This window comes from Nocardia panacis, assembly GCF_003598715.1.
GTDB lineage: Bacteria > Actinomycetota > Actinomycetes > Mycobacteriales > Mycobacteriaceae > Nocardia > Nocardia panacis.
Genome location: NZ_QZFU01000041.1, coordinates 117,797 through 138,259, shown reverse-complemented (window position 1 = coordinate 138,259; position 20,463 = coordinate 117,797). Strand labels below are relative to the sequence as shown.

Genomic DNA, 20,463 nt, shown 5'->3' with positions numbered 1-20,463 from the left:
ACCCGCGTCGTATGCACCATGCCCGGCATGGTGATGGGCCGACCATAAGGCCGGCTTAACGAATGCTGATCACACCGGCAGCAGCCGGGACACCACCTCGGTCAACTGACGGGCCGAGCGGCACTCGTGCATCTCGATGACCTGTCGATAGGCGTTCGCGGCGGAATCACCGGTACCCCATTGGGTCACCGGTTCCGGGTTGAGCCAGTGCGCGTGTTTGGCCGTGCCGACCAGCGCGCGCAGCGTATTCAGTTCCGGATCGCGGTAGTTGGTGCGCGCGTCGCCGAGGACGAGCAGCGAGGTGCGGCTGGTGACCGCCTCGGACCAGCGCTCGGCGAAGCCGCAGAGCGCCGCGCCGTAGTCGGAGTGCCCCTCGATGCCGATGACCTGCGCCTCGGTCATGATGCGCGCCATCGCCGTATCCAACTGGGTGTGCGGCGCGAAGAATCTGGTCACCTCGTCGGCCCGGTCCACGAAGGCGAAGATGCGCACCCTGGAGAACTGTTCGCGCAGTGCGCTCACCAGCAGCAGGGTGAAGTTGCTGAATCCCGCGACCGAACCCGAGATATCGCACAGCAGCACCAGTTCCGGTCGGCCGGGGCGCGGTTTGCGCTGGACCAGGTCGATCGGGACGCCGCCGGTGGACATGGACCGCCGCAGGGTGCGCCGCAGGTCGATCTCGCCGCGTCGGGCGCGCCGCCGCCGCACCGCGAGTCGCGAGGCCAGGATGCGGGCCAAACGCTGTGCGCCGCGCCGTAATTCGGCCAACTCCCGCTCGGAGGCGCGCAGGAAGTCGACCTCCTCGGCTTGTCGGGGGACACCGTAGGTCGCGACCCGCTCGCGTCCGATCCGCTCGGCGACCCGCCTGCGCGTCTCCGCCTCCACCATTTCGCGGAAGGCCGCGATGCGCGCTCGACCCGCTCGTCGATCCACCTCGCGGGCGAACTCGGAGACATCGGACCCTGCGGCCAGTCCGGCCAGGATCTTGGCCAACAGCGTCTGCGGCTGTACGTCTTTCAGCGCCTGATACGCGGAAAACGAAGGACCGCGCGCGGATTGGTACTGCCCGAGCTGTTCGACCAACTGGGCGGCCACCATCTCCAACTCGCGGCCCGCGTCGTCGCGGGCGAGCAGTTCGGCCAGCATGGCGCGCAGCGCGGGAATGTCGACCGCGCCGGACGGGGTGTGCGCAATCTCGACCTCGTCCTGCTGCCCGGCGCGCTCGCCGAGCGCCACCGGGAACCAGAGATCGAACAACCCGTCGAAGGTGGCGCGGTGGGTGGTTCGGCGCAGCAGGGCGCAGGCCAGGCCCTCGCGCATCGCCTCGCGGTCCATCAGGTCCAGCACGGTGAGGACCCGGCCCGCGTCGACCGTCTCCGAAGGGCCGACCGGGATGCCGCGCGCTCGCAGCGCCTCGACGAACCCGACGAGGTGGCCGGGCACCCCGTGCGGCGCGTCCAAGGATGGCTGCGCGGGCATCTCAGGCCAACTTCAGCTCGGTCAGCGCCCGCTCGTGGTCGCTGCGGTGTTTGAGGACGACGCCGAGGGTGGCGCGCACCGCGGCGTCATCCAGGTCGTGCAGGCCGAGTGCGAGCAGGGTGCGGCCCCAGTCGATCGTCTCGGCCACCGAGGGCAGCTTCTTGAGTTGCATCCCGCGCAGCACCTGCACGACCCGCACCAGTTGCGCCGAGACCGCCGCCGACAGCTCGGGCACGCGACTGGCCAGGATGCGCCGCTCCAACTCCTCATCCGGGAAGTCCAGATGCAGGTAGAGGCAGCGCCGCTTGAGCGCTTCGGACAGTTCGCGGGTGGCATTGGAGGTGAGCACCGTGAACGGGGTGCGCGCCGCGGTGATGGTGCCCAATTCCGGGACGGTGACGGCGAAATCGCTCAGCACCTCGAGCAGCAGACCCTCGATCTCGACATCGGCCTTGTCCGTCTCATCGATCAGCAGGACGGTCGGCTCGGTGCGCCGGATGGCGGTCAGCAGCGGACGCGAGAGCAGGAACTCCTCGGTGAAGACATCGGCCTTCGTTTCCGCCCAGTCGTTCTCACTGGATGCTTGAATCCGCAGGATCTGCTTGGCGTGATTCCACTCGTAAAGCGCGCGCGACTCGTCGACGCCCTCATAGCATTGCAGGCGCACCAGTTCCGCGCCCGAGGTCTGCGCCACGGCGCGGGCCAGTTCGGTCTTGCCGACGCCCGCCGGTCCCTCGATCAGCAGTGGTTTGCCGAGTCGGTCGGCGAGGAAAACCGAAGTGGCCGTGGACTTATCGGCCAGATAGCCGGTAGCGGCCAGGCGTTCGACGACATCGTCGACCGAGGTGAAAATGGGCTCCTGCGGCACGAGCGGGTCCTTCCATTTGCAACTAGACAGGCCGTATCTGGCCCTCGCCCCACACGATCCACTTGGTGGAGGTCAATTCCGGCAGGCCCATCGGGCCGCGCGCGTGCAGCTTCTGGGTGGAGATGCCGATCTCCGCGCCGAAGCCGAACTGTTCACCGTCGGTGAACGCGGTGGAGGCGTTCACCATGACGGCCGCCGCATCGACCCTGGCGGTGAATTCGCGGGCCGCCGCCAGATCGTCGGTGACGATGGCCTCGGTGTGTCCGGTGCCCCAGGTGGTGATGTGCTCAACGGCGGCGTCCAGGCCTGCGACCACCTTGAACGCGATATCGAGGCTCAAATACTCCTCGGCCCAATCGGTTTCGGTGGCGGGCACCTGACCGGGCAGATCGCCGTGAATGGTGACGCCGTTCGCCTCGAGCGCCCTGGTCAGCCGGGGCACCGCGACCTCGGCTACGGCGGCGTCGACCAGCACCGTCTCGGCGGTATTGCACACGCTGGGCCTGCGGGTCTTGGCATTGATCAGGATGCGCTCGGCCATATCCAGATCGGCGGACGCGTGCACGTAGACATGGCAGTTGCCGGTGCCGGTCTCGATGGTGGGCACCTGCGCGTCGCGGACCACCGCATTGATCAGCCCGGCCCCGCCGCGCGGAATCACCACGTCGACCAGGCCGCGCGCCTGGATCAGATGCGTCACGCTCGACCGGTCCGCGCTGGGCAGCAACTGCACCGCGTCGGCCGGGATATCCAGGGCGGCAAGGGCTTCGCGCAGCACCCGGACCAGTTCGGCATTGGATTTCGCCGCCGAGGACGATCCGCGCAGCAGCGCCGCGTTACCCGACTTCAAAGCCAGACCGAACGCGTCGACGGTGACATTCGGCCGCGCCTCGTACACCATGCCGAGGACACCGAGCGGAACCCGGACCTGTCGGATCTCCAGGCCGTTCGGGAGGGTGGAGCCGCGCACCACCACACCGACCGGATCGGGCAGGCCCGCGACCTGTCGCAGCCCGGAGGCGATACCGTCGACGCGGGCCTTGGTCAGGCGCAGCCGATCGAGCAGGGATTCCTCGGTGCCCGCCGCACGCGCGGCGGCGATATCCTCGGCATTGGCCGCGAGCACCGCGTCCGCCTCGGCCAGCAGGGCGTCGGCGGCGGCGTGCAGGGCCGTGTTCTTCTGCGCTGTCGTCAACTGCGCCAGCGCCCGCGCGGCGATCCTGGCCCGGCGCGCGGCCGCGTGCACCGCCTCGCGGGTATCGAGCCCCTGCGTGGTCCCTACCGTCATGCTGTACAGCGTAATGGGCACCGTCGGCGGCGAAGCCGCCGACCAATGACACAGCCGGCGTCGGTAGTCAATGAACTCGGTAATCAATGAACACAGCAGGGATGCTCCGCCCAAGAAACCGCCGCGCTCGCGGGAAACGGATGATCGGGCCGTGACGGCACGCCGGATTCGGCTGCGACATCTAGTCTCAATGGCATGTCATCCACGCCGGAACGCATACCGGCAGACGGCGATCTCGGCGCGATCGGTCGCATCGATGCCCAGATGGTCGCACTGTCCTTCGTCGACAATGCGGGCATCACCAGGGTGAAGGCCGTGCCCGCGGCGCGGCTGGCCGATGCGGCGCGCTTCGGGATCGGTGTCTCGCCCTGCTTCGAAACCTTCACCTACGACGATGCCATGGTGGTCGGTCGCTTCCTCGGCGGCCCCGACGGCGATCTGCGCCTGATACCGGACCTGTCGCGGCTCACCGAGTTGGCCTGTCAACCGGGTTGGGCCTGGGCTCCCGCGGACAAGTACACCCTGGACGGCACCCGTTTCGCGGCCTGTCAGCGCAATTTCGCCGCCACCCAGGCCGAGGCGGCACGCAAACTGGGGCTGCGCGTTTCGATGGCGTTCGAGACGGAATGGGCGCTGGGCGCCGATTCGACGGATTTCCAGCCGGTGCTGCACGGTCCCGGATACGGCATCACCCGGCTCGGCCAAATCGCCGACTACGCGCGCGATCTGGTCGATACGCTGACCCGTCAGCAGATCGAGGTCCAGCAGTTCCACCCGGAATACGCGCTCTCGCAGGTCGAACTGTCCGTCGCGCCCAATGACCCGGTGGCGGCGGCCGATGACGCGGTCCTGGTGCGGCACACCATTCGCGAGGTGAGTCGCAGGCACGGTTGGCGCGCCATGCTCGCCCCGTGTATCGAACCCGACGGCGCGGGTTCGGGTGCGCACCTGCATCTTTCGGTGCGCGACTCGAGCGGGTCGCTGCTCGCGGGCGGTCGCGGCCCCTACAGCATGCGCCCCGACGGCGAGGCATTCCTGGCGGGCATTCTGCGCGAGTTACCCGCGCTGGTGGCGGTCGGCGCGGGCAATCCGGCGAGCTTCCTCCGCCTGGAACCTTCGCGCTGGGCGGGCGTGTGGCAGTGCTGGGGTCGCGAAACACGCGAGGCCGCACTGCGTTTCATCACCGGGGTGCGCGGCACCGAGGAGTGGGCGGCCAATGCCGAGGTGAAATGCCTCGACGCGACGGGCAACCCGTACCTGATCGTTGGCTGTGTCATCGCGGCCGGTCTGGCGGGTGTCGCGGAGAAGTTGCGACTGCCCACCGAGATCAGCGGCGACCCGGCCGGATTCGACGCCGAGATGCTGCTGCTCTCCGGGGTGCGCAGGCTGCCGACCAGTTCCACCGAGGCCGCCGACCAACTGGCCGAGTCCGCCGTCCTGGCCGAAGCCCTCGGCCAGGAGTTGCACGATGCCCTGCTGACGGTGCGGCGCGCGGAGGCCGAGCGCGAGGCCACGACCTCCCCCGCCGAACTGGTCGAGCGCACGCGCTGGCGGTTCTAGCATGTGGATCGATGAGGTGCCGCTCATCGACCACCACTGCCACGCGGTGGTCGCGGGCGATCTCGAACGTCCCGACTTCGAGAGTCATCTGCGCGAAGGTCCGCGCGGCAGTTTCGATTCCGCATTGGGTTTGGCGGTGCGCCGGTGGTGCGCACCCTTGCTCGACCTACCCGCGCATGCCGACCCCGATGACTACCTCGAACGGCGCGCCGAAATCGGTTGGCGCGAGGCGACTTCCCGACTGCTGGGTGCTACCGGCACGATGCGCTGGCTGCTCGACACCGGTTTCGGCGGCTCGGATCCGACCGCATTCGCCGAACTCGGCGGCGGCCGAGTACACGAGATCGTCCGGCTGGAGCAGGTCGCCGAACAGGTCATCGCCGAATCATCGTCGGCCGCGACACTTTTCGACGATATCGAAAGGGCGTTGCGAGACCGGTTGCGTACGGCGGTCGGCCTCAAATCGATTGTCGCCTACCGCTGCGGCCTGGACTTCCCGCTCGTCACCACCGCCCCGAAATCCGCTCCGCACCTCGAGAATCCGCAGCTGCAGGGCTGGTTGGTCGGACTCGGCGCCCGACTCGGTGCGGAATACAATCTCCCCCTGCAATTCCACACCGGATTCGGCGATCCGGACCTGCACCTGCGCCACGCCGATCCGCTCCTGCTGACCGAGTTCCTGCGCACCACCGCCGATACCGGCTTGAAAGTCATACTGCTGCACTGCTGGCCGTTCCACCGCAACGCGGCCTACCTCGCCCACGCCTTCGACCACGTCCGCATCGATATCGGTCTGGCGATTCCCTTTGTGGGACAACAATCTTCGGCGATCCTCGCCGAAACCCTCGAACTGGCGCCCTTCGGCTCGGTGCTGTATGCCTCCGACGGCTGCGGCCTGGCCGAGCGCCACTACCTCGGCGCACGACTCTGGCGTACGGGCCTGCGCAAACTCCTGGACGAGTGGCTGGCCTCCGACGCCATCACCCCCGCCGACGCCGACCGACTCGTCACCGCGCTCGCCCACCGCAACGCCGAGCACACCTACCGTTTCCCGGACGCGGCCTGACCCGGATATTCGAGTGCGCGGCGGTGCGCCGATCCCTACCGTGGACAGTAGGAAGATCACGAGAGAGGACGACGCGAATGTTCCCCGTCGAGCTGCCCGGAACGCGGGCGCGGACGCTGATGTGGGTCCCGGAGCAGGAGATCGAGCAGGCGGCGCTGAAACAACTGCGCAATATCGCCGCGCTGAAATGGGTCCACGGCGTCCGCGTCATGCCGGACGTGCACCTCGGCAAGGGCGCCACGGTCGGTTCGGTCATCGCCATGCGCGATGCGGTGGCCCCGGCGGCCGTCGGGGTAGATATCGGCTGCGGAATGGAGAGCGTCGAGACCGACCTCACCGCCGCCGACCTGCCCGACAACCTGCACTCGCTGCGTTCGCGCATCGAGGCCGCGGTCCCGGTGGGCTTCCACGCGCACCCCGACCCGGTCGACGTGGCCCGCCTGGGCGCCGAATTCGCGGATTCGCATGGCGCGGCCGCCCGCGCCACCAGGGGGTGGACGGAGTTCTGGCGTTCCTTCGACGCACTGGACCCGGCGGTGCACGCGCGAGAATCCAAGGCGCACAAGCAGATGGGCTCACTGGGCGGCGGCAACCACTTCATCGAGGTCTGCCTCGACGAGCGCGACACCGTATGGATCCTGCTGCACTCCGGCAGCCGCAATATCGGCAAGGAATTGGCCGAGCGGCATATGACGGTGGCCGGGTCGCTGCCGCACAATCGCGACCTACCCGACCGCGACCTGGCGGTATTCCTTTCCGGCACACCGGAAATGGACGCCTACCGCCGCGACCTCACCTGGGCGCAGGAGTACGCGGCGCGCAATCGCGCGGTCATGCTGTCGCTGGTGTGCCGCGCGGTGCGCGACGAATTCGCCGAACGCCCGGTGCGTTTCCAGACACCCATCTCCTGCCACCACAACTACGTGGCCGAAGAATTGATCGATGGCGTGCCGATGCTGGTCACCCGCAAGGGTGCCATCCGGGCGGGCTCGGGCGATCTCGGGCTGATTCCGGGGTCCATGGGCACCCGCTCATATGTGGTGCGCGGCAAGGGAAATCCGGATTCCTTCCAGTCCGCCTCGCACGGCGCGGGGCGACGGATGAGCCGCACCGCGGCCAAGCGGCAGTTCACCATCGCGGATCTGATCGCGCAGACCGAGGGCGTGGAATCGCGCAAGGACGCGGGCGTGGTCGACGAGATCCCGGCCGCCTACAAAGATATCGACCAGGTCATCGCGGCGCAGCGGGACCTGGTCGAGGTGGTGGCCACCCTCCGACAGGTGCTCTGCGTGAAGGGTTGAACCGGTGCCGCCCGAAGGCGGCACCGGTTCTAATCGGTGCGCTTGCGCAACGTCGCCGCGAGCGCCGTCCCGAGCAGCAGCGCACCCAGTAGCAGCGGGAACCCGTTGATCACCCAGGTGTAGAGCGCCTGACGCACGCTGTCGGACAGCGCGGGCAGATCATTGATCGTGGTGAACGTGCCCTCCGGGTAGAACACATGCGCCAGGCCGGGCACCAACCCCCAGATCAATCCGGTGATGGCCGCCCCGGCAGGCGAGTACGCGGCCAGCACCGCGACCAGGAACAGCAGTACCGCGCCGCCCATGATTTGGAAGGAGGAACTCCACCGCGCGGTGGTGTCGCCGAGAATGATCCACTGTCGGGTATCGGCCGCACCGTTCGCGGCCAGGGCGATGCCGACGGGAGTGACCACCAGCCCCAGCACCGCGCCGGTCACCGTCCGGGCCATCGTGCTCTTACTGCGGAATTGCGCACCGGGCGGTGTCCAACCCGCCGGGGACTGATAGTTGCTCGACATCGATGCCCTCCTGCACGGTCCCGCCTGCCGGGATGCTGTCCGCCCTATTGTCCGTCCTCGCCAGGCAATTCGCGGTGAATGGCGTGGCGCTATCCGGCGACGATCGATAGCGGTTCGCTCTTGTCGGTGTCGTCGGGCAGGATGGTCCCGGTGACCACGACCACCGCGAACCCCACCTCCCCTGCCCTGCGCGAGAGCGCCGAGGGGCTGCTCCGGGAGTTGGCTGGGCCGTCGGCGCGGCTGCGCGAGGACCAGTGGCGCGCCATCGAGGCGCTGGTGGTGCACCGGCGGCGCGCCCTGGTGGTGCAGCGCACAGGCTGGGGCAAATCGGCGGTGTACTTCATCGCGGCCAAACTGCTGCGGGCGCAGGGTCGCGGCGCGACGGTGATCGTCTCACCGCTGCTGGCGCTGATGCGCAACCAGGTGGCCGCCGCCGAACGCGCGGGAGTCGTTGCGGCGACCATCAATTCGGGCAATGTCACCGAGTGGGACGAGATCCACGCCCAAGTGGCGGCGGGCACCGTCGACGTGCTGCTGGTCAGCCCGGAGCGGCTGAACAATCCGGACTTCCGCGATCAGGTGCTGCCCCGGCTGGCCGCCGACGCGGGCCTGGTCGTCATCGACGAGGCGCACTGTGTTTCCGACTGGGGCCACGATTTCCGCCCCGACTATCGCCGCATCCGCACCCTGGTCGACGAGTTGGGCACGGGTATTCCGGTGCTGGCCACCACGGCCACCGCCAACGATCGGGTGGTCCGCGATGTCGCCACCCAGATCGGCACCGACACGCTGGTCCTGCGCGGAACGCTGGACCGGGAGTCGCTGCATCTGTCGGTGGTCCGGTTGCCGGACGCGGTGGCGCGCACGGCCTGGCTCGGTGAGCAACTGCATCGACTGCCCGGCTCCGGCATCGTTTACGCGCTCACGGTGGCCGCCGCGCAGGACCTGGCCGATGTGCTCGGTTCGCACGGGCATCGCGTCGCCGCCTACACCGGCCAGACGGATCCGGCCGAGCGGGAGGCGTTGGAGGCCGCGCTGCTCGGCAATGAGGTCAAGGCGCTCATCGCCACCTCGGCCCTCGGCATGGGTTTCGACAAACCCGACCTGGGTTTCGTGGTCCATGTCGGCGCGCCCTCCTCCCCCATCTCCTACTACCAGCAGGTGGGTCGCGCCGGGCGCGGCACCGCCCGCGCCGAGGTGGTGCTGCTGCCCGGCCCCGAGGACACCCGCATCTGGAGTTACTTCGCCTCCGTCGCCTTTCCGCGCGAGCACATCGTGCGGTCGGTGCTCGCGGCGCTGAATCCGGACCGACCGCTGTCCACGGTGGCGCTGGAGCCGCTGGTCGAACTCAATCGGTCCCGGCTGGAGATGGTGCTGAAGGTGCTCGACGTTGATGGCGCGGTGCGCCGGGTGCGCGGCGGATGGTTGGCCACCGGTGCGCCGTGGACCTACGACACCGAACGCTACACCCGCTTGTCCGCCGCCCGCGAGGCCGAGCAGCAGGCCATGCTGGATTATCAGAGCACCGCCGACTGCCGGATGGAATTCCTGCGCCGCCAATTGGATGATCCGGGATTGCCTGCGTCCCAACCGCATTCACCGGGCTGCGGACGCTGCGACAACTGCACCGGCACCCGCCTCGATACCGCGGTCGCCGAGGAAGCCCTGGCCGCCACCCGCGCCCGCTTGGATCGCCCCGGCCTGGATCTCGCCCCGCGCAAACAGTGGCCCACCGGTCTGGCCAAACTCGGAATCCCCTTGTCCGGCAAGATCACCTCCGGCGCCGAGACCGGTCGCGCCATCGGCCGCCTCACCGACCTCGGCTGGGGTCAACGCCTGCGCGCCCTACTCGACGCCCCCGACGCCCCCGTCCCCGACGTCGTGGTCGAAGCCGCCATAGCCGTGCTGCGCGAATGGAATTGGACCACCCGCCCCACCGCCGTCCTCGCCATGGACTCCCCCGACCACCCCATCCTCACCGGCACCCTGGCCGCCCGCTTGGCCGAGATCGGCCGCTTGCACAACCTCGGCACCCTCCTCCGCCGCCCCGACCTTCCCCCCGTCTCCGCCGCCAACTCCGCCCACCGCGTAGCCGCCCTCTACAACTCCTGGCAACCCCCCAACCTCACCGCGAACCCCGGCCCAATCCTCCTGGTAGACGCCCAAACCGACACCGGCTGGACCCTGACCCTCGCCACCCACACCCTCCGCCAATCCGGCGCCACCGCCGTCCTCCCCTTCACCCTCGCCACCGTCACCTAGGACCCACCGGTCGCGGCAGCGATCCGGACCTGTCGAATCGGCGCGGGTTTGTCGGCGAGATTAGACAGCACCGCCACCTCGGCGCGGGAGAGTCTGATGGGTGCCATCCTGCGAGTATAAATTTTCACCGGGGGATTTCGGAAAATTTATAAAGGTGGGTTCAGCTGGGGTTTTTGTGGGGGTTGCGGTCGGCGGCGGTGGCCAGGTAGTCGCCTAGTTCGCGGTGGAGGGTGGCGTCGAGGGAGCGGGCGAGGGTGGCGTGGACGGAGGCGGTGGCCAGTTCGCGCATTTTGTTGAGCATGGCGGTGGTTTCGGCGATCTCGGGGGTGGTCTCGGGGAGCCAGCCGGGGCCGCGCTGGTCGATGATGTGCTGTTTGGCGGCGGTGATCATGGTGCGGGCGATGTCGTCGATACGGTCGGCGACGCGGCCGTGGATATCGAGCAGGGTGCGCAGTTCCAGGCCGTATTCGTGCAGTTCGGCGAAGGCGGCGAGCAATTGGGTGTCGGGGAAGACGACGGTGTCGCCCTCGACGCGGGCCAATTTCAGCTCACCGAGGCGGTCGACGAGTTCATCGACCTGCGGGCCGAGGATGGCGCCGACGAGTTCGCGCGGCACCTCGAAGGATTCGTCCTTGGCCCAGGCCGCCGTCACCGCGTGTTGCAGGCCGAGGACCTCGCTGAGATCCTTGCCGGTCTCCCAGCTGGTGATGAAATCGGCGATGTGGGCGGTGGTGAACCCGCGTTGCAGCAGTGCGTCGACCAGGCGCAGCCGCTCGAGGTGCGAGTCGTCGTAGATGCTGGCCCGCCCGTCGCGGCCGACGGGTGGCGGCAGCAGACCCCGCTCCTGGTAGGCGCGCACATTGCGGGTGGTGGTGCCCGCCGCGCGGGCGAGATCGTCGATCCGGTACTCCGGCACCGAAACTCACCTCCTATGCACACCTGCCATGACCGAGCCGAGTTTATCCGGCCCTCGCCTGCCCGCCCTCCACTAGGACACTGCCGCAGTTCGGGCGCGCCTGGGCATCGCCGCGTAATCGTCGAGCCGCACCGCACGCAACTGGTGCGTGTACTGCCCCGCGAATCCGGGATACATGGTGGCGTTGAATCCGTCGGCGGTCAGATACCAACTGCGGCAGCCCGAATTCCAGGTGGTGGCGGCGAGCCTGCGCTGCAGTCCGGCGTTGTAGCGGTCCTGCCGGTCCCGACGCACCTCCAGCGTGCGCAAGTCCCGGTCCAGGATGATGCCGATGGCGCGCACCAGGTAGTCGATCTGCGCCTCCATGTAGATCAGTGCGGAATTGTGTCCCGGCCCGGAATTGGGTCCGAAGGTGAGGAACAGGTTGGGATAGCCCGAAACCGCGACGCTGCGATACGCGTACGCGCCGCGCGCCCATTCGTCGCCGAGCGAGCGCCCGCCGCGGCCGAGCACCGGAAACGGCGTTCCCGCTTTGCCCACCTCGAATCCGGTCGCGAAGACGAGGCAATCGGCGAGATGTTCGACACCTTCGGCCGTGCGGATGCCGTGCGGGGCGATGCGGGCGATGGGCCAGGTGACGAGCTTGCAGTTGGCGCGCTGCAAGGCGGGATAGAAGTCGTCGGTCATGAGCAGCCGTTTGCATCCCGCCCGGAAATCGGGGGTGAGCTGGCGACGCAGCCACGGATCGGCGACCTGCCGACGCAGCTGGGCCTTGCCGACCAGTTCGACGACCCTGGTGAGCGGCGTATTCCAGACCACGCCGAGCGCCACCGACTCGTGTCCGTAGAACCAGGCGGCCCGCGCCAATTCCTGCGCGCCGGGCACCCGCCGGTAGATCTCCCGGACCAGGGCGCTGGTCTGCCGATTCACTCTGGGCAGCACCCAGCCCGGCGTCCGCTGGAAGACCTTCACGGCGGCGGCTTTCTCGACGAGTTCGGGCACGATCTGCACCGCACTGGCCCCGGTCCCGATGACGGCGACGCGTTTGCCGGTGAAGTCGTAGTCGTGATCCCAACGCGCACTGTGGATCTTGTGTCCGGTGAAGGTGTCGAGTCCGGGGATGTCGGGCCAACTCGCATTGGCCAGCGGCCCGGATGCCAGCACCACGGCGCGCGCCCGCAGGGCGGGTCGGCCCGCGACGGCGATCTCCCATTCGCCCGCCGCCTCGTCGAAGACCATCCCGGTGACGTTGTGCCCGAACCGAATATGTGACATGACCCCGTGCTCGCGGGTGATGGTCTCGATGTAGCGCAGGATTTCGGCGCTGCCGGAGTAGGTGTGGGACCAGTCCGGGTTGGGTGCGAAGCCGTAGGAGTACAACCGGGAGGGAATATCGCAGGCCGCACCGGGATAGGTGTTGTCGCGCCAGGTGCCGCCGATGGCGGAATCCCGTTCCAGGATGGCGAAGTCGCGAATGCCTTTGCGCCGCAATTTGATCGCGGTGCCGATCCCTGCGAAGCCCGCGCCGATGACGGCGATGTCCACACTCACGCGGCACTCCGATAGGTGAGTTCCTTGGACCAGGTGGGGTCGGGTCGCAGCAGTTGCCGCGGCACCAGGCCGGTGATCTTGACCAACGCGTCGGCCAGCAGGTGGTAAGGGTGGCCGCGATCGACAACCCAGGTGCTGTGCCGCTTGACGATCTGATACATCGGCAGTCGCCGGGCGAATTCGCTGCGCTCACCCACATTGGCGTAGCGCCGCATCGCCGCGAACAGTTTCTCCTCGTCCACGCCCATCGCGACGATGTTGTCGCGCATCTTGTTCAGCAGCGGCACATAGCTGAGCACGCCGATGAGGAAGGTGGGTCGCACCCAGCCGCCGATGAGTTCGATCAGCAGTTTGCGCAGCGCGGTGTGGCCGAGCAGGTCCATGACCGCGAAATCCACGGCGAGATGCCTGGATTCGTCGCTGTTGATGCGTTTGAACGCCTCCTGGCAGACCGGGTCCTCGATCTCGTCGACGATGAATTTGATGAGCGCGCCGTCGAGTGCCACCTCGAGCATCGGGATCACGGTGCCCAGGAACGACATCGACATCTCGTCGGCGTATCGGTCCAGGAAGTCGATGACGAGTTTGACGTTGACATTCGGCTGCGGGATCTCTTCGCCGTCGAGCATCCCCCAGCGCCGCATCAGCGCCAGTTCGGCATTGGCGTGTTTCTGTTCCTCGGCGTGGAAGTAGCGGTAGATCTCGCGCAGCGTCTCGGTGGGGGCCTTCTTGGCCATTGCCGCGAAGCCGCGCGCACCGACGTTCTCGATCCACATCAGGTCGGTCATGAAGGGTTTGAGCCTGGCATGCAGGTCGGGGCCGATGGTTTCGGCGCCGGGCGCGTCCCAGTCGATATCGGCCAGCGCCCACTGCCGGTCCTTGATCTTGCGCAGCATGTCGTCGAAGTCCATGGTGATGGCCATGTCAGACTCCCGTTCTGTCGGTGACCGCCGGGCGGTGCGTGGCCGAATCCGCGTGCGGCAGGATCCGTTCCAGTAGTCCGAGGGCGTAGGTGTATTGGGCGGGGAAGCAGCGCTTGAGCAGCCAGACCAGGTGTGCGTCCAGTTGCGGCAGCACATGCAGTTGTCCCCGGTCGTGCGCGTCGAGCGCGGTGCGGGCCACCCGCTGGGGGCTGAATCCGGTCCAGCGCATGAGGTTCTCGGCCAAGCCCATGGCTTGAGCGGTGATGCGACCGTCCTTGGCGACATTGGTTTTGACGAAGGTGGGGCACAGCACGGTCACCGCGATTCCGGCGGGCGCGAGTTCGGCGGCCATGGTCTCCGACAGTGCGAGCACCGCGGCCTTGGAGACGTTGTAGGCGGCCATTTCCGGGACGGCGGCGAAGGCGGCGGCCGAGGCGACATTGATGATGCCGCCGCGTCCGGCCGCGCGCAGTCGCGGTGTGAAGATCTCGCAGCCGTGTACGACGCCCCACAGGTTGATGCCGAGTGTCCACTCCCAGTCGGCGAATCCGATCTCCCCCACCGGTTTTCCGCCGATGCCGACGCCCGCGTTGTTGACCACCAGGGTCACCGGCGCGTCGAAGATCGAATCGGCGAAGCGCGCGAGGATCTCGACATCTTCGCGGCGGGCCACATCGCAGCCGATGGCGTGCGCACGGCCCGGATGGTGGGCCTCGATGAGCGCGACGGTGGCGGCGGCGCGGGCCTCGTCGATATCGGCGCAGATGACCGCGCCGCCGCGGGCCGCGAGTTCCAGGGCGAAGGCGCGGCCGATGCCGCTGCCCGCACCTGTCACCACCGCTCGCGCGCCCTGTGTGCGGCGCGGCCGCCGCTCGATCGGAAGTAGTTTCTCCAGGCCGAACATGTCAGCTCACCCGCTCCACGGTCCGGCGAGTCCTCGTTGACCCGGTCATGGTTCGAGAATCATCGTTGAATGTGCCATTTGTCAATGGCACATTCAACGTAGGGCTTTACGGGAGCCCGGTGCACCGGGCTCCCCCATCGCTCAGTATCCGCGCTCGACCTCAACGGGAGCCAGCAGTTGCGCCCCGGCGGCGAACCGCGCGACATTGGCGCTGACATGATCGGCGAACGCCCCCAACCGCAATTGCGGCGGGTTCGAATCATGCGGCGTGACAATGGCATTCGGTAGGGACCAGAGCGGATGCCCCTCGGGCAGCGGCTCGGGATCGGTGACGTCGAGTCCGGCGCCGCCGATCGCGCCCGAGGCGAGCGCGGCGACCAGCGCGTTGGTATCGATGAGACTGCCCCGCGCCACATTGATCACCCAGGAACTCGGCTGCAACCGGGACAGCTCGTCCGCGCCGATCAGGTGGCGGGTGTGCACGGTCGCGGGCGCGGCCACCACCACATGATCGGTGCGCGACCACAGCTTGCCGAGGTGGGCGGCCGATACCGTCTCGACCGTCTCCGCGATACCCGGACCGGTCACCGGATGTCCCGTCCGATTGACCGCGATGACATGGGTGCCCAGCGGAAGGAGCATGGGAATCAGCGCGCGCCCGATACCGCCCGCGCCCACAATGGTGACGGTCTTGCCGCGCAGGGTGGCCACATGCGGGAAGAAGTCCTGCTGCCGCCACCGCGTTGCCCGCAGATGCTCGGGCAGGTAGCGCACCCCGGCCAGCAGCATCGCGAGCGCGTGCTCGGCCACGCTGGCGGCGAAAGCGCCTGCGGCGGAGGTGAATCGAATACTCGAATGCCGTTGCGGGATGCCCGCGTCGAACCAGTCCTCGACCCCCGCGGCGGGAAGTTGCACCCATTCGATATTCACGGGTAGCTCGCTCGGGAATTCCGCGATCCCGCCGGACCAGATGAGCGCCCGCGCCTCGGCCAAGGGCGCGACCCGCGCACCCGCCTCCAAGACCGCCTTCTCCAACAGCGCGGGCGGCGGCACGGCGGGACCGATGGCCACCGGGCAGATCTCTGGTCGGCTCATCGGAGGTCCTCCTCGGGTAGGTGATATGCGAATGTCCGCACGACACAGCGCGGTTGCGACCTCGGGCGTTCCTCCGCAAACGCTCCGGTCATGCGCAGGTCCAAGGACGGCTACGCCGACAGCGCCCATTATGCAACGCGCTCAGGAGGCGTCGTCGGGCAGTTCCACGATCCGGTCCCGGTCGGCCCACTGCAGCAGCGGTTCGATCCGGAAGACCTCGGCGTCGATGTCGGCGTGCAGATCACCAAGTGCCGCATAGCGTTGCGGCACAGTGGCGATGGTGAAATCGCGCGGGTCGATATCCTCGATCTCGTCCCAGCGCACGGGGGTGGACACGGTGGCGGACGGGACGCCGCGCACCGAATAGGCCGCGGCGATGGTGTGGTCGCGGGCGTTCTGGTTGTAGTCGACGAATAGCTGCCGCGGATCGCGGTCGCGCCGCCACCAAGTGGTGGTCACATCCGCCGGGGCGCGGCGCTGAACCTCGTGCGCGAAGGCGAGCGCCGCGCGGCGCACCTCGTGGAAGCCGTGTTCCGGCGCGATCCGCACATAGATGTGAATTCCCTTGCCGCCGGAGGTTTTCGGGAAACCGACCGCGCCGAGTTCGGTGAGCGTCTCGCGGACCACGCCCGCCACCCGCTGGACCCGCGACCACGGACACTCGGGCATGGGATCGAGGTCGATGCGCCACTCGTCGGGGGATTCGGTATCGGCGGCGCGGGAGTTCCACGGGTGGAATTCGACGGTCGACATCTGGACCGCCCATACGATATCCGCCAACTCCCGCACGCACAGTTCGTCGGCGTGCCGGCCGTAGCGGGGGAAGTAGACGCGCACCGTGCCGATCCAGTCCGGCGCGCCCGCGGGTAGTCGCTTCTGGTGCACCTTCTCCCCGGCGAGCCCCTTGGGGAAGCGATGCAGCATGCACGGACGCTCGCGCAGCGCGTTGACGATGCCGTCACCGACCGACAGGTAGTAGCGAACCAGGTCGAGCTTGGTCGCACCGGATTGCGGGAAGTAGATCCGGTCCGGATTGGACACGCGCACCAGGTGGTCGCCCACCGGGATCTCGACCGCGGGTGCCGCCGACTTGCCTGCCACCCGTCCGACCATAGCCGCTGCCACGACCGCCCGCCCGATAATCAGCAGCTCAAACTGAACAGTTACAACTGGACAGTTCGGACTGATTAATTTACCGTGGGCCGCATGGACGAGACGATCTCCGAATCCGCCGTCCGCGCCGCCAATGACGTGCGGGTGGTATTCAACCGACTGCGGCGCAGAATGCTCGAACTGGCCACCGACGGGGATCTGACCCCCTCCCAAGCCTCGGTGCTCAATCGCCTCGAGAAGGAAGGGCCTGCCTCGGCGAGCGAATTGGCCGCCGCCGAACGGGTGCGCCCGCAGTCGATGGCCGCCACGGTCGCGGCGTTGGACCGGGAGGGATTGCTCACCCGCAGCCCGGACCCGGAAGATGGTCGCCGACAGGTGCTTTCGCTCACCGACTCCGGACGGGTCATGGCGCTGGGCGACCGCGCGGCCCGGATCGAATGGTTGGCCCGCGCACTGCACGATCGCTTCTCCGAGACCCAGCGCCGCACCATCGTCGAGGCCATGGCGCTGCTCGATGAGGTCTCCCGATCGTGACGTTCACACGCGTCCGAATGACTTGCCCCACAGTTTGTTTCACCCTCGAAAGGAATGGATTATGGCCGTCACCACCCTGGACGAGCGGACCGCGCTCGTGCTGATCGACCTGCAGCACGGCGTCCTCGCGGGTCCGCGCGCACCGCACACCGCCGCCGAGGTCATCGCCAACTCCGCGACGCTGGCCCACGCCTTCCGCGCGCACGGACTTCCGGTGGTGCTGGTGCGGGTCAGCTTCGCACCCGACTGGGCCGATTCGCCCAAGGGGCGCAACGAATCTCCGCAACCGGGCGGACTGCCGCCGGAGGGCTGGGATCTGATCGTGGACGAAATCGCCGGACATCCCGGCGATATCCACGTCACCAAGCGCAACTGGGGCGCGTTCTACGGCACCGACCTGGATCTGCAACTGCGCCGCCGCGGCATCACCCAGATCGTGCTGGCGGGGATCGCCACCAGTATCGGCGTGGAATCCACCGCCCGCGCCGCGCACGAGCACGGATATCACCTCGCCTTGGCCACCGACGCCATGACCGATTCCGATACCGAGGCCCACCGCCACAGTGTCGGCAAGATCTTCCCGCGCCTCGGCGAAACCGGAACCACCACCGAGATTGTCGAAATCCTCGACAAGACACGCTGACTCGGCCGTACCATGCATCGGGCTTCGTCGGCGAACGCGGCCCTGCCGCGCGCGGGGTTCGGGATCTAGTTGCCGAGATTTGGGCGGCGGGGCGGCCGCCCGGATAGGCTACCCCCAAGTTCGTGGGTGCGGTGAGGATGTGATCAAGGGTGAGCTGGACCTTCACGCCCGACGAGTTCGCCCACGTCTGGCGGGAGACCGATACGGATCGACACCCGTATCCGATCCGCGTTCTGGAGACGCCGCGCACCGACACCGAGGCCGAGAAACTGCGGGCGCACTTGAGCCAACGACTGCCACTGGGCGCCGATCCCGATCTGTCGGCCTGTCTGCGCATCCTTTCCGCCCCGCACACCCGCATCATCGCCGTCGGCGGCGGCCACCGGCCCGGCAGCGAACTGCGGCTGCTGGCCTGCGCCATCTTCGATCACGCCGTACTCGCCGTCCAGGAACCCGGCCGATCGCCGGATTACGGTGGGCAGGTACGGATCTCGATCGGCCATGCGGGCAAACTCGGCGCCAGGATCGCCGCGGCGCTCCCGAACACCCCGGCGGGTCGGGAGCCCGCGCGCGCGGCCAGAGCAGGCGACGTGCGCGACGAGGAGACCATGGCGCCCGCGCAGCGCGGCGCGCAGCTCATCCGCAGACTGCTGCTCAAACCCCATACGGCGGAAGGACATATCCGTGTCGAGTCACGCCTGGACCAATCCGCGCCGCCCCCACCGGTCCACTACACCTGGATCGATGTCAAAGGCGATGGGCGATACCTGATTCGCGCCGGAGCCGAGGTGCACATCGTGCCCGCCGCGGCCGAGCAGATCGCCCAGCAGCTTCAGAAACGCATTCCCGCACAGGCACGCTGAGCGGCGCGGACCGACCACTATTGCTGACCGGACGCTCGGCTTGCCGTTACGCTGAGCGGACCGACCGATCCAGGGGTGCACCATGACGATCGAGACCAGCCGAGCCGATATCGCGCGGTTCCGGCAGCAGGTCCAAAGCGGCGGTGTCCGATTCGATCCGGCCGCGGCGCGCCAATGCGCCGAGATGTACGACAACCAGGCCGAGCAGTTGATGAACCTGCAGCAGCAGCTCGAAAGCGTCTCCGACCCGAAGGGTTTCGGCGGCTTCATCTCCGCCCAGCAACTACAGGCGGGTTTCGGTCACAAAGCGCGCGACGCGGCGGCCCTGCTGGACCGCTATATCGAGGCCGCCTACCGGATGAAGGAGGCATTCCTGCTCAGCGCCGGACTCTACGAGGAGGCCGACGCCGCCAATGCCGCGGCGCTGCGGGCGGTTTCGTCGAGGCTGCCCCGGTGAGCGGGCGGCGGGCGCGCGAGGGGCGGTCATGACCGGAACGGACCCCACCTATATCAACTCGATGGAGCATTTCGAGTCGATGACCCATGAGGAGATCTACGCGAAGGCCCAGCAGATCGATGCCGCCGCCATCCTGCAGATCTCGGGAGCCTGGCTGGAGGTGGCGGGCACCCTGGCCGCCGCGTTCCCGCTCGGCCGCCTCAATGCCGACCGGGCGATGAACACGATGGGCTGGCAGGGCGCTGCCGCCGAGGCCGCCTACGAGAGCACCCGCAGCTTCGCCGCCTCGGTCGACGAACTGGCCGCCGTTCTCGGTCAGGTCGGCGCGCGGCTCGGCGGTGTCGCGGCGGCGGCCGAGGCGGTGAAGATCGCGGTCGCGCCGCCGGGCGATGTCGGCCCGATCGGGGCGATCGCGCAGGTGCTGGAGGCGGCCCACGTCATCGACGCGCAGATGGTGGCCGAGACGCTGCGCCAGGAAGCCGTGCTGGCCATGAATATGATCTACAAGCCCGCCTACAGCGCGGCGGGCACCGATGTCCCGGCTCTGCCCTCCGCGCCGGACAGCTCGGAACCCGTTCCGGCGCAGTCGCGTTCGTATCAGCCCGCCCCGGAGTACACCCCGCCGCCACGGTGGCAGGCCCCCGACCCGCAACCGGAGCCGGACCCCACTCCCCCGGCGCACGAGGACCACGCCCCGCAAACTCCGCGAACCACCCCGTCGGTACCGGATTATCAAGCCCCCCAACAGGTCCCGAACCAACAGCCGCAACCGGCACAGCCGTCCCCCCAGCCCCATCCGACCCCCGCCCCGGCACCCCCTATCGAGCAAACCCCCACGCCCGCACCGCAACCGCAACCGCAACAGGCGCCCGCACCGCAACCGCAGACCCCACCGAGCCAACCGCCTGCCCCGGCGCCCGCCGCACCCACACCGAGTCAACCGGGCGTCATCCCACCCCCGACCCAACCGGCCCCGTATCAGGACCCCGGCGGCCAACCGGGTATCACCGGTCCCATCCCGGCCACGCACCGCACCGGCCCCGACACCGACCAACCGGGCGTCATCCCGAGCTGACCCGGCGGCCGGAGCCCGTCGGGCGGCGCGAGGACGCACGCGCGACT

Annotated in this window: 19 protein-coding genes; 9 read left to right on the top strand and 10 right to left on the bottom strand. The window is 68.3% G+C overall.

Translation table 11 applies throughout. The features are described from left to right. Window positions 1-69 precede the first annotated feature (69 nt). The 3 genes from D5S18_RS28685 to D5S18_RS28675 are packed head-to-tail and all read right to left on the bottom strand — an operon-like array spanning window position 70 to window position 3,635. A complete protein-coding gene (locus D5S18_RS28685; RefSeq protein ID WP_120044240.1) occupies window positions 70-1,479 on the bottom strand; it encodes a vWA domain-containing protein in 1,410 nt (469 codons plus the stop codon). 1 nt (window position 1,480) lies between these two features. Further along, window positions 1,481-2,347 (bottom strand): AAA family ATPase, encoded by an 867-nt coding sequence (locus tag D5S18_RS28680; RefSeq protein ID WP_120044239.1) that lies wholly within the window; start codon window positions 2,345-2,347, stop codon window positions 1,481-1,483. Between the two features lie 22 nt (window positions 2,348-2,369). Further along, window positions 2,370-3,635: a glutamate-5-semialdehyde dehydrogenase gene (locus D5S18_RS28675; protein WP_120044238.1), complete on the bottom strand. Its 1,266-nt coding sequence runs from the start codon at window positions 3,633-3,635 to the stop codon at window positions 2,370-2,372. Between the two features lie 195 nt (window positions 3,636-3,830). On the opposite strand from D5S18_RS28675, the gene D5S18_RS28670 reads away from it, so the two are divergent. From D5S18_RS28670 to D5S18_RS28660, 3 genes are all read left to right on the top strand, one after another. Then, window positions 3,831-5,195, top strand: a complete 1,365-nt coding sequence (locus D5S18_RS28670) for a type I glutamate--ammonia ligase (RefSeq protein WP_120044237.1) — start codon at window positions 3,831-3,833, stop codon at window positions 5,193-5,195. A 1-nt stretch (window position 5,196) separates the two neighbouring features. Then, window positions 5,197-6,261 carry an amidohydrolase family protein gene (locus D5S18_RS28665; RefSeq protein ID WP_120044236.1) on the top strand — a complete coding sequence of 355 codons (1,065 nt, stop codon included), beginning with the start codon at window positions 5,197-5,199 and terminating at the stop codon, window positions 6,259-6,261. Window positions 6,262-6,338: 77 nt separating this feature from the next. Further along, window positions 6,339-7,562, top strand: a complete 1,224-nt coding sequence (locus D5S18_RS28660; protein WP_120044235.1) for an RtcB family protein — start codon at window positions 6,339-6,341, stop codon at window positions 7,560-7,562. Between the two features lie 29 nt (window positions 7,563-7,591). Here the strand turns inward: D5S18_RS28660 and D5S18_RS28655 are convergent, their stop codons facing one another. Then, window positions 7,592-8,080 (bottom strand): hypothetical protein, encoded by a 489-nt coding sequence (locus tag D5S18_RS28655; protein WP_120044234.1) that lies wholly within the window; start codon window positions 8,078-8,080, stop codon window positions 7,592-7,594. A 141-nt stretch (window positions 8,081-8,221) separates the two neighbouring features. Here D5S18_RS28655 and D5S18_RS28650 point away from each other — a divergent pair, with 141 nt between their 5' ends. Further along, complete coding sequence (locus tag D5S18_RS28650; RefSeq protein WP_120044233.1) at window positions 8,222-10,342, top strand: RecQ family ATP-dependent DNA helicase; 2,121 nt, start codon at window positions 8,222-8,224, stop codon at window positions 10,340-10,342. Window positions 10,343-10,502: 160 nt separating this feature from the next. On the opposite strand, the gene D5S18_RS36200 is transcribed toward D5S18_RS28650, so the two are convergent. The 6 genes from D5S18_RS36200 to ligD all read right to left on the bottom strand — a co-directional run bounded on the left by D5S18_RS36200 (window position 10,503) and on the right by ligD (window position 16,832). After that, window positions 10,503-11,258, bottom strand: coding sequence for a MerR family transcriptional regulator (locus D5S18_RS36200; protein WP_120044232.1), 756 nt, complete (start codon window positions 11,256-11,258; stop codon window positions 10,503-10,505). A gap of 72 nt (window positions 11,259-11,330) precedes the next feature. Then, a complete protein-coding gene (locus D5S18_RS28640) occupies window positions 11,331-12,809 on the bottom strand; it encodes a flavin-containing monooxygenase (RefSeq protein ID WP_120044231.1) in 1,479 nt (492 codons plus the stop codon). Continuing rightward, window positions 12,806-13,726, bottom strand: a complete 921-nt coding sequence (locus tag D5S18_RS28635; protein WP_120044502.1) for a ferritin-like domain-containing protein — start codon at window positions 13,724-13,726, stop codon at window positions 12,806-12,808. The genes D5S18_RS28640 and D5S18_RS28635 overlap by 4 nt, the downstream gene beginning before the upstream one ends. A gap of 7 nt (window positions 13,727-13,733) precedes the next feature. Further along, complete coding sequence (locus D5S18_RS28630) at window positions 13,734-14,636, bottom strand: SDR family NAD(P)-dependent oxidoreductase (protein WP_120044230.1); 903 nt, start codon at window positions 14,634-14,636, stop codon at window positions 13,734-13,736. Between the two features lie 141 nt (window positions 14,637-14,777). Next, window positions 14,778-15,731 carry a D-isomer specific 2-hydroxyacid dehydrogenase family protein gene (locus D5S18_RS28625; RefSeq protein WP_120044229.1) on the bottom strand — a complete coding sequence of 318 codons (954 nt, stop codon included), beginning with the start codon at window positions 15,729-15,731 and terminating at the stop codon, window positions 14,778-14,780. A 141-nt stretch (window positions 15,732-15,872) separates the two neighbouring features. Next, window positions 15,873-16,832, bottom strand: coding sequence for a non-homologous end-joining DNA ligase (ligD, locus tag D5S18_RS28620; protein ID WP_239004059.1), 960 nt, complete (start codon window positions 16,830-16,832; stop codon window positions 15,873-15,875). 105 nt (window positions 16,833-16,937) lie between these two features. On the opposite strand from ligD, the gene D5S18_RS28615 reads away from it, so the two are divergent. The 5 genes from D5S18_RS28615 to D5S18_RS28595 all read left to right on the top strand — a co-directional run bounded on the left by D5S18_RS28615 (window position 16,938) and on the right by D5S18_RS28595 (window position 20,416). Beyond that, on the top strand, window positions 16,938-17,378 hold the full coding sequence (locus tag D5S18_RS28615) for a MarR family winged helix-turn-helix transcriptional regulator (RefSeq protein WP_120044227.1): 441 nt from the start codon (window positions 16,938-16,940) through the stop codon (window positions 17,376-17,378). 61 nt (window positions 17,379-17,439) lie between these two features. Next, complete coding sequence (locus tag D5S18_RS28610; protein WP_120044226.1) at window positions 17,440-18,021, top strand: hydrolase; 582 nt, start codon at window positions 17,440-17,442, stop codon at window positions 18,019-18,021. A gap of 149 nt (window positions 18,022-18,170) precedes the next feature. Beyond that, window positions 18,171-18,884, top strand: a complete 714-nt coding sequence (locus tag D5S18_RS28605) for an ESX secretion-associated protein EspG (RefSeq protein WP_120044225.1) — start codon at window positions 18,171-18,173, stop codon at window positions 18,882-18,884. 82 nt (window positions 18,885-18,966) lie between these two features. Beyond that, complete coding sequence (locus tag D5S18_RS28600; RefSeq protein ID WP_120044224.1) at window positions 18,967-19,341, top strand: hypothetical protein; 375 nt, start codon at window positions 18,967-18,969, stop codon at window positions 19,339-19,341. Window positions 19,342-19,369: 28 nt separating this feature from the next. Continuing rightward, window positions 19,370-20,416, top strand: coding sequence for a WXG100 family type VII secretion target (locus tag D5S18_RS28595; RefSeq protein WP_120044223.1), 1,047 nt, complete (start codon window positions 19,370-19,372; stop codon window positions 20,414-20,416). Window positions 20,417-20,463 lie beyond the last annotated feature (47 nt).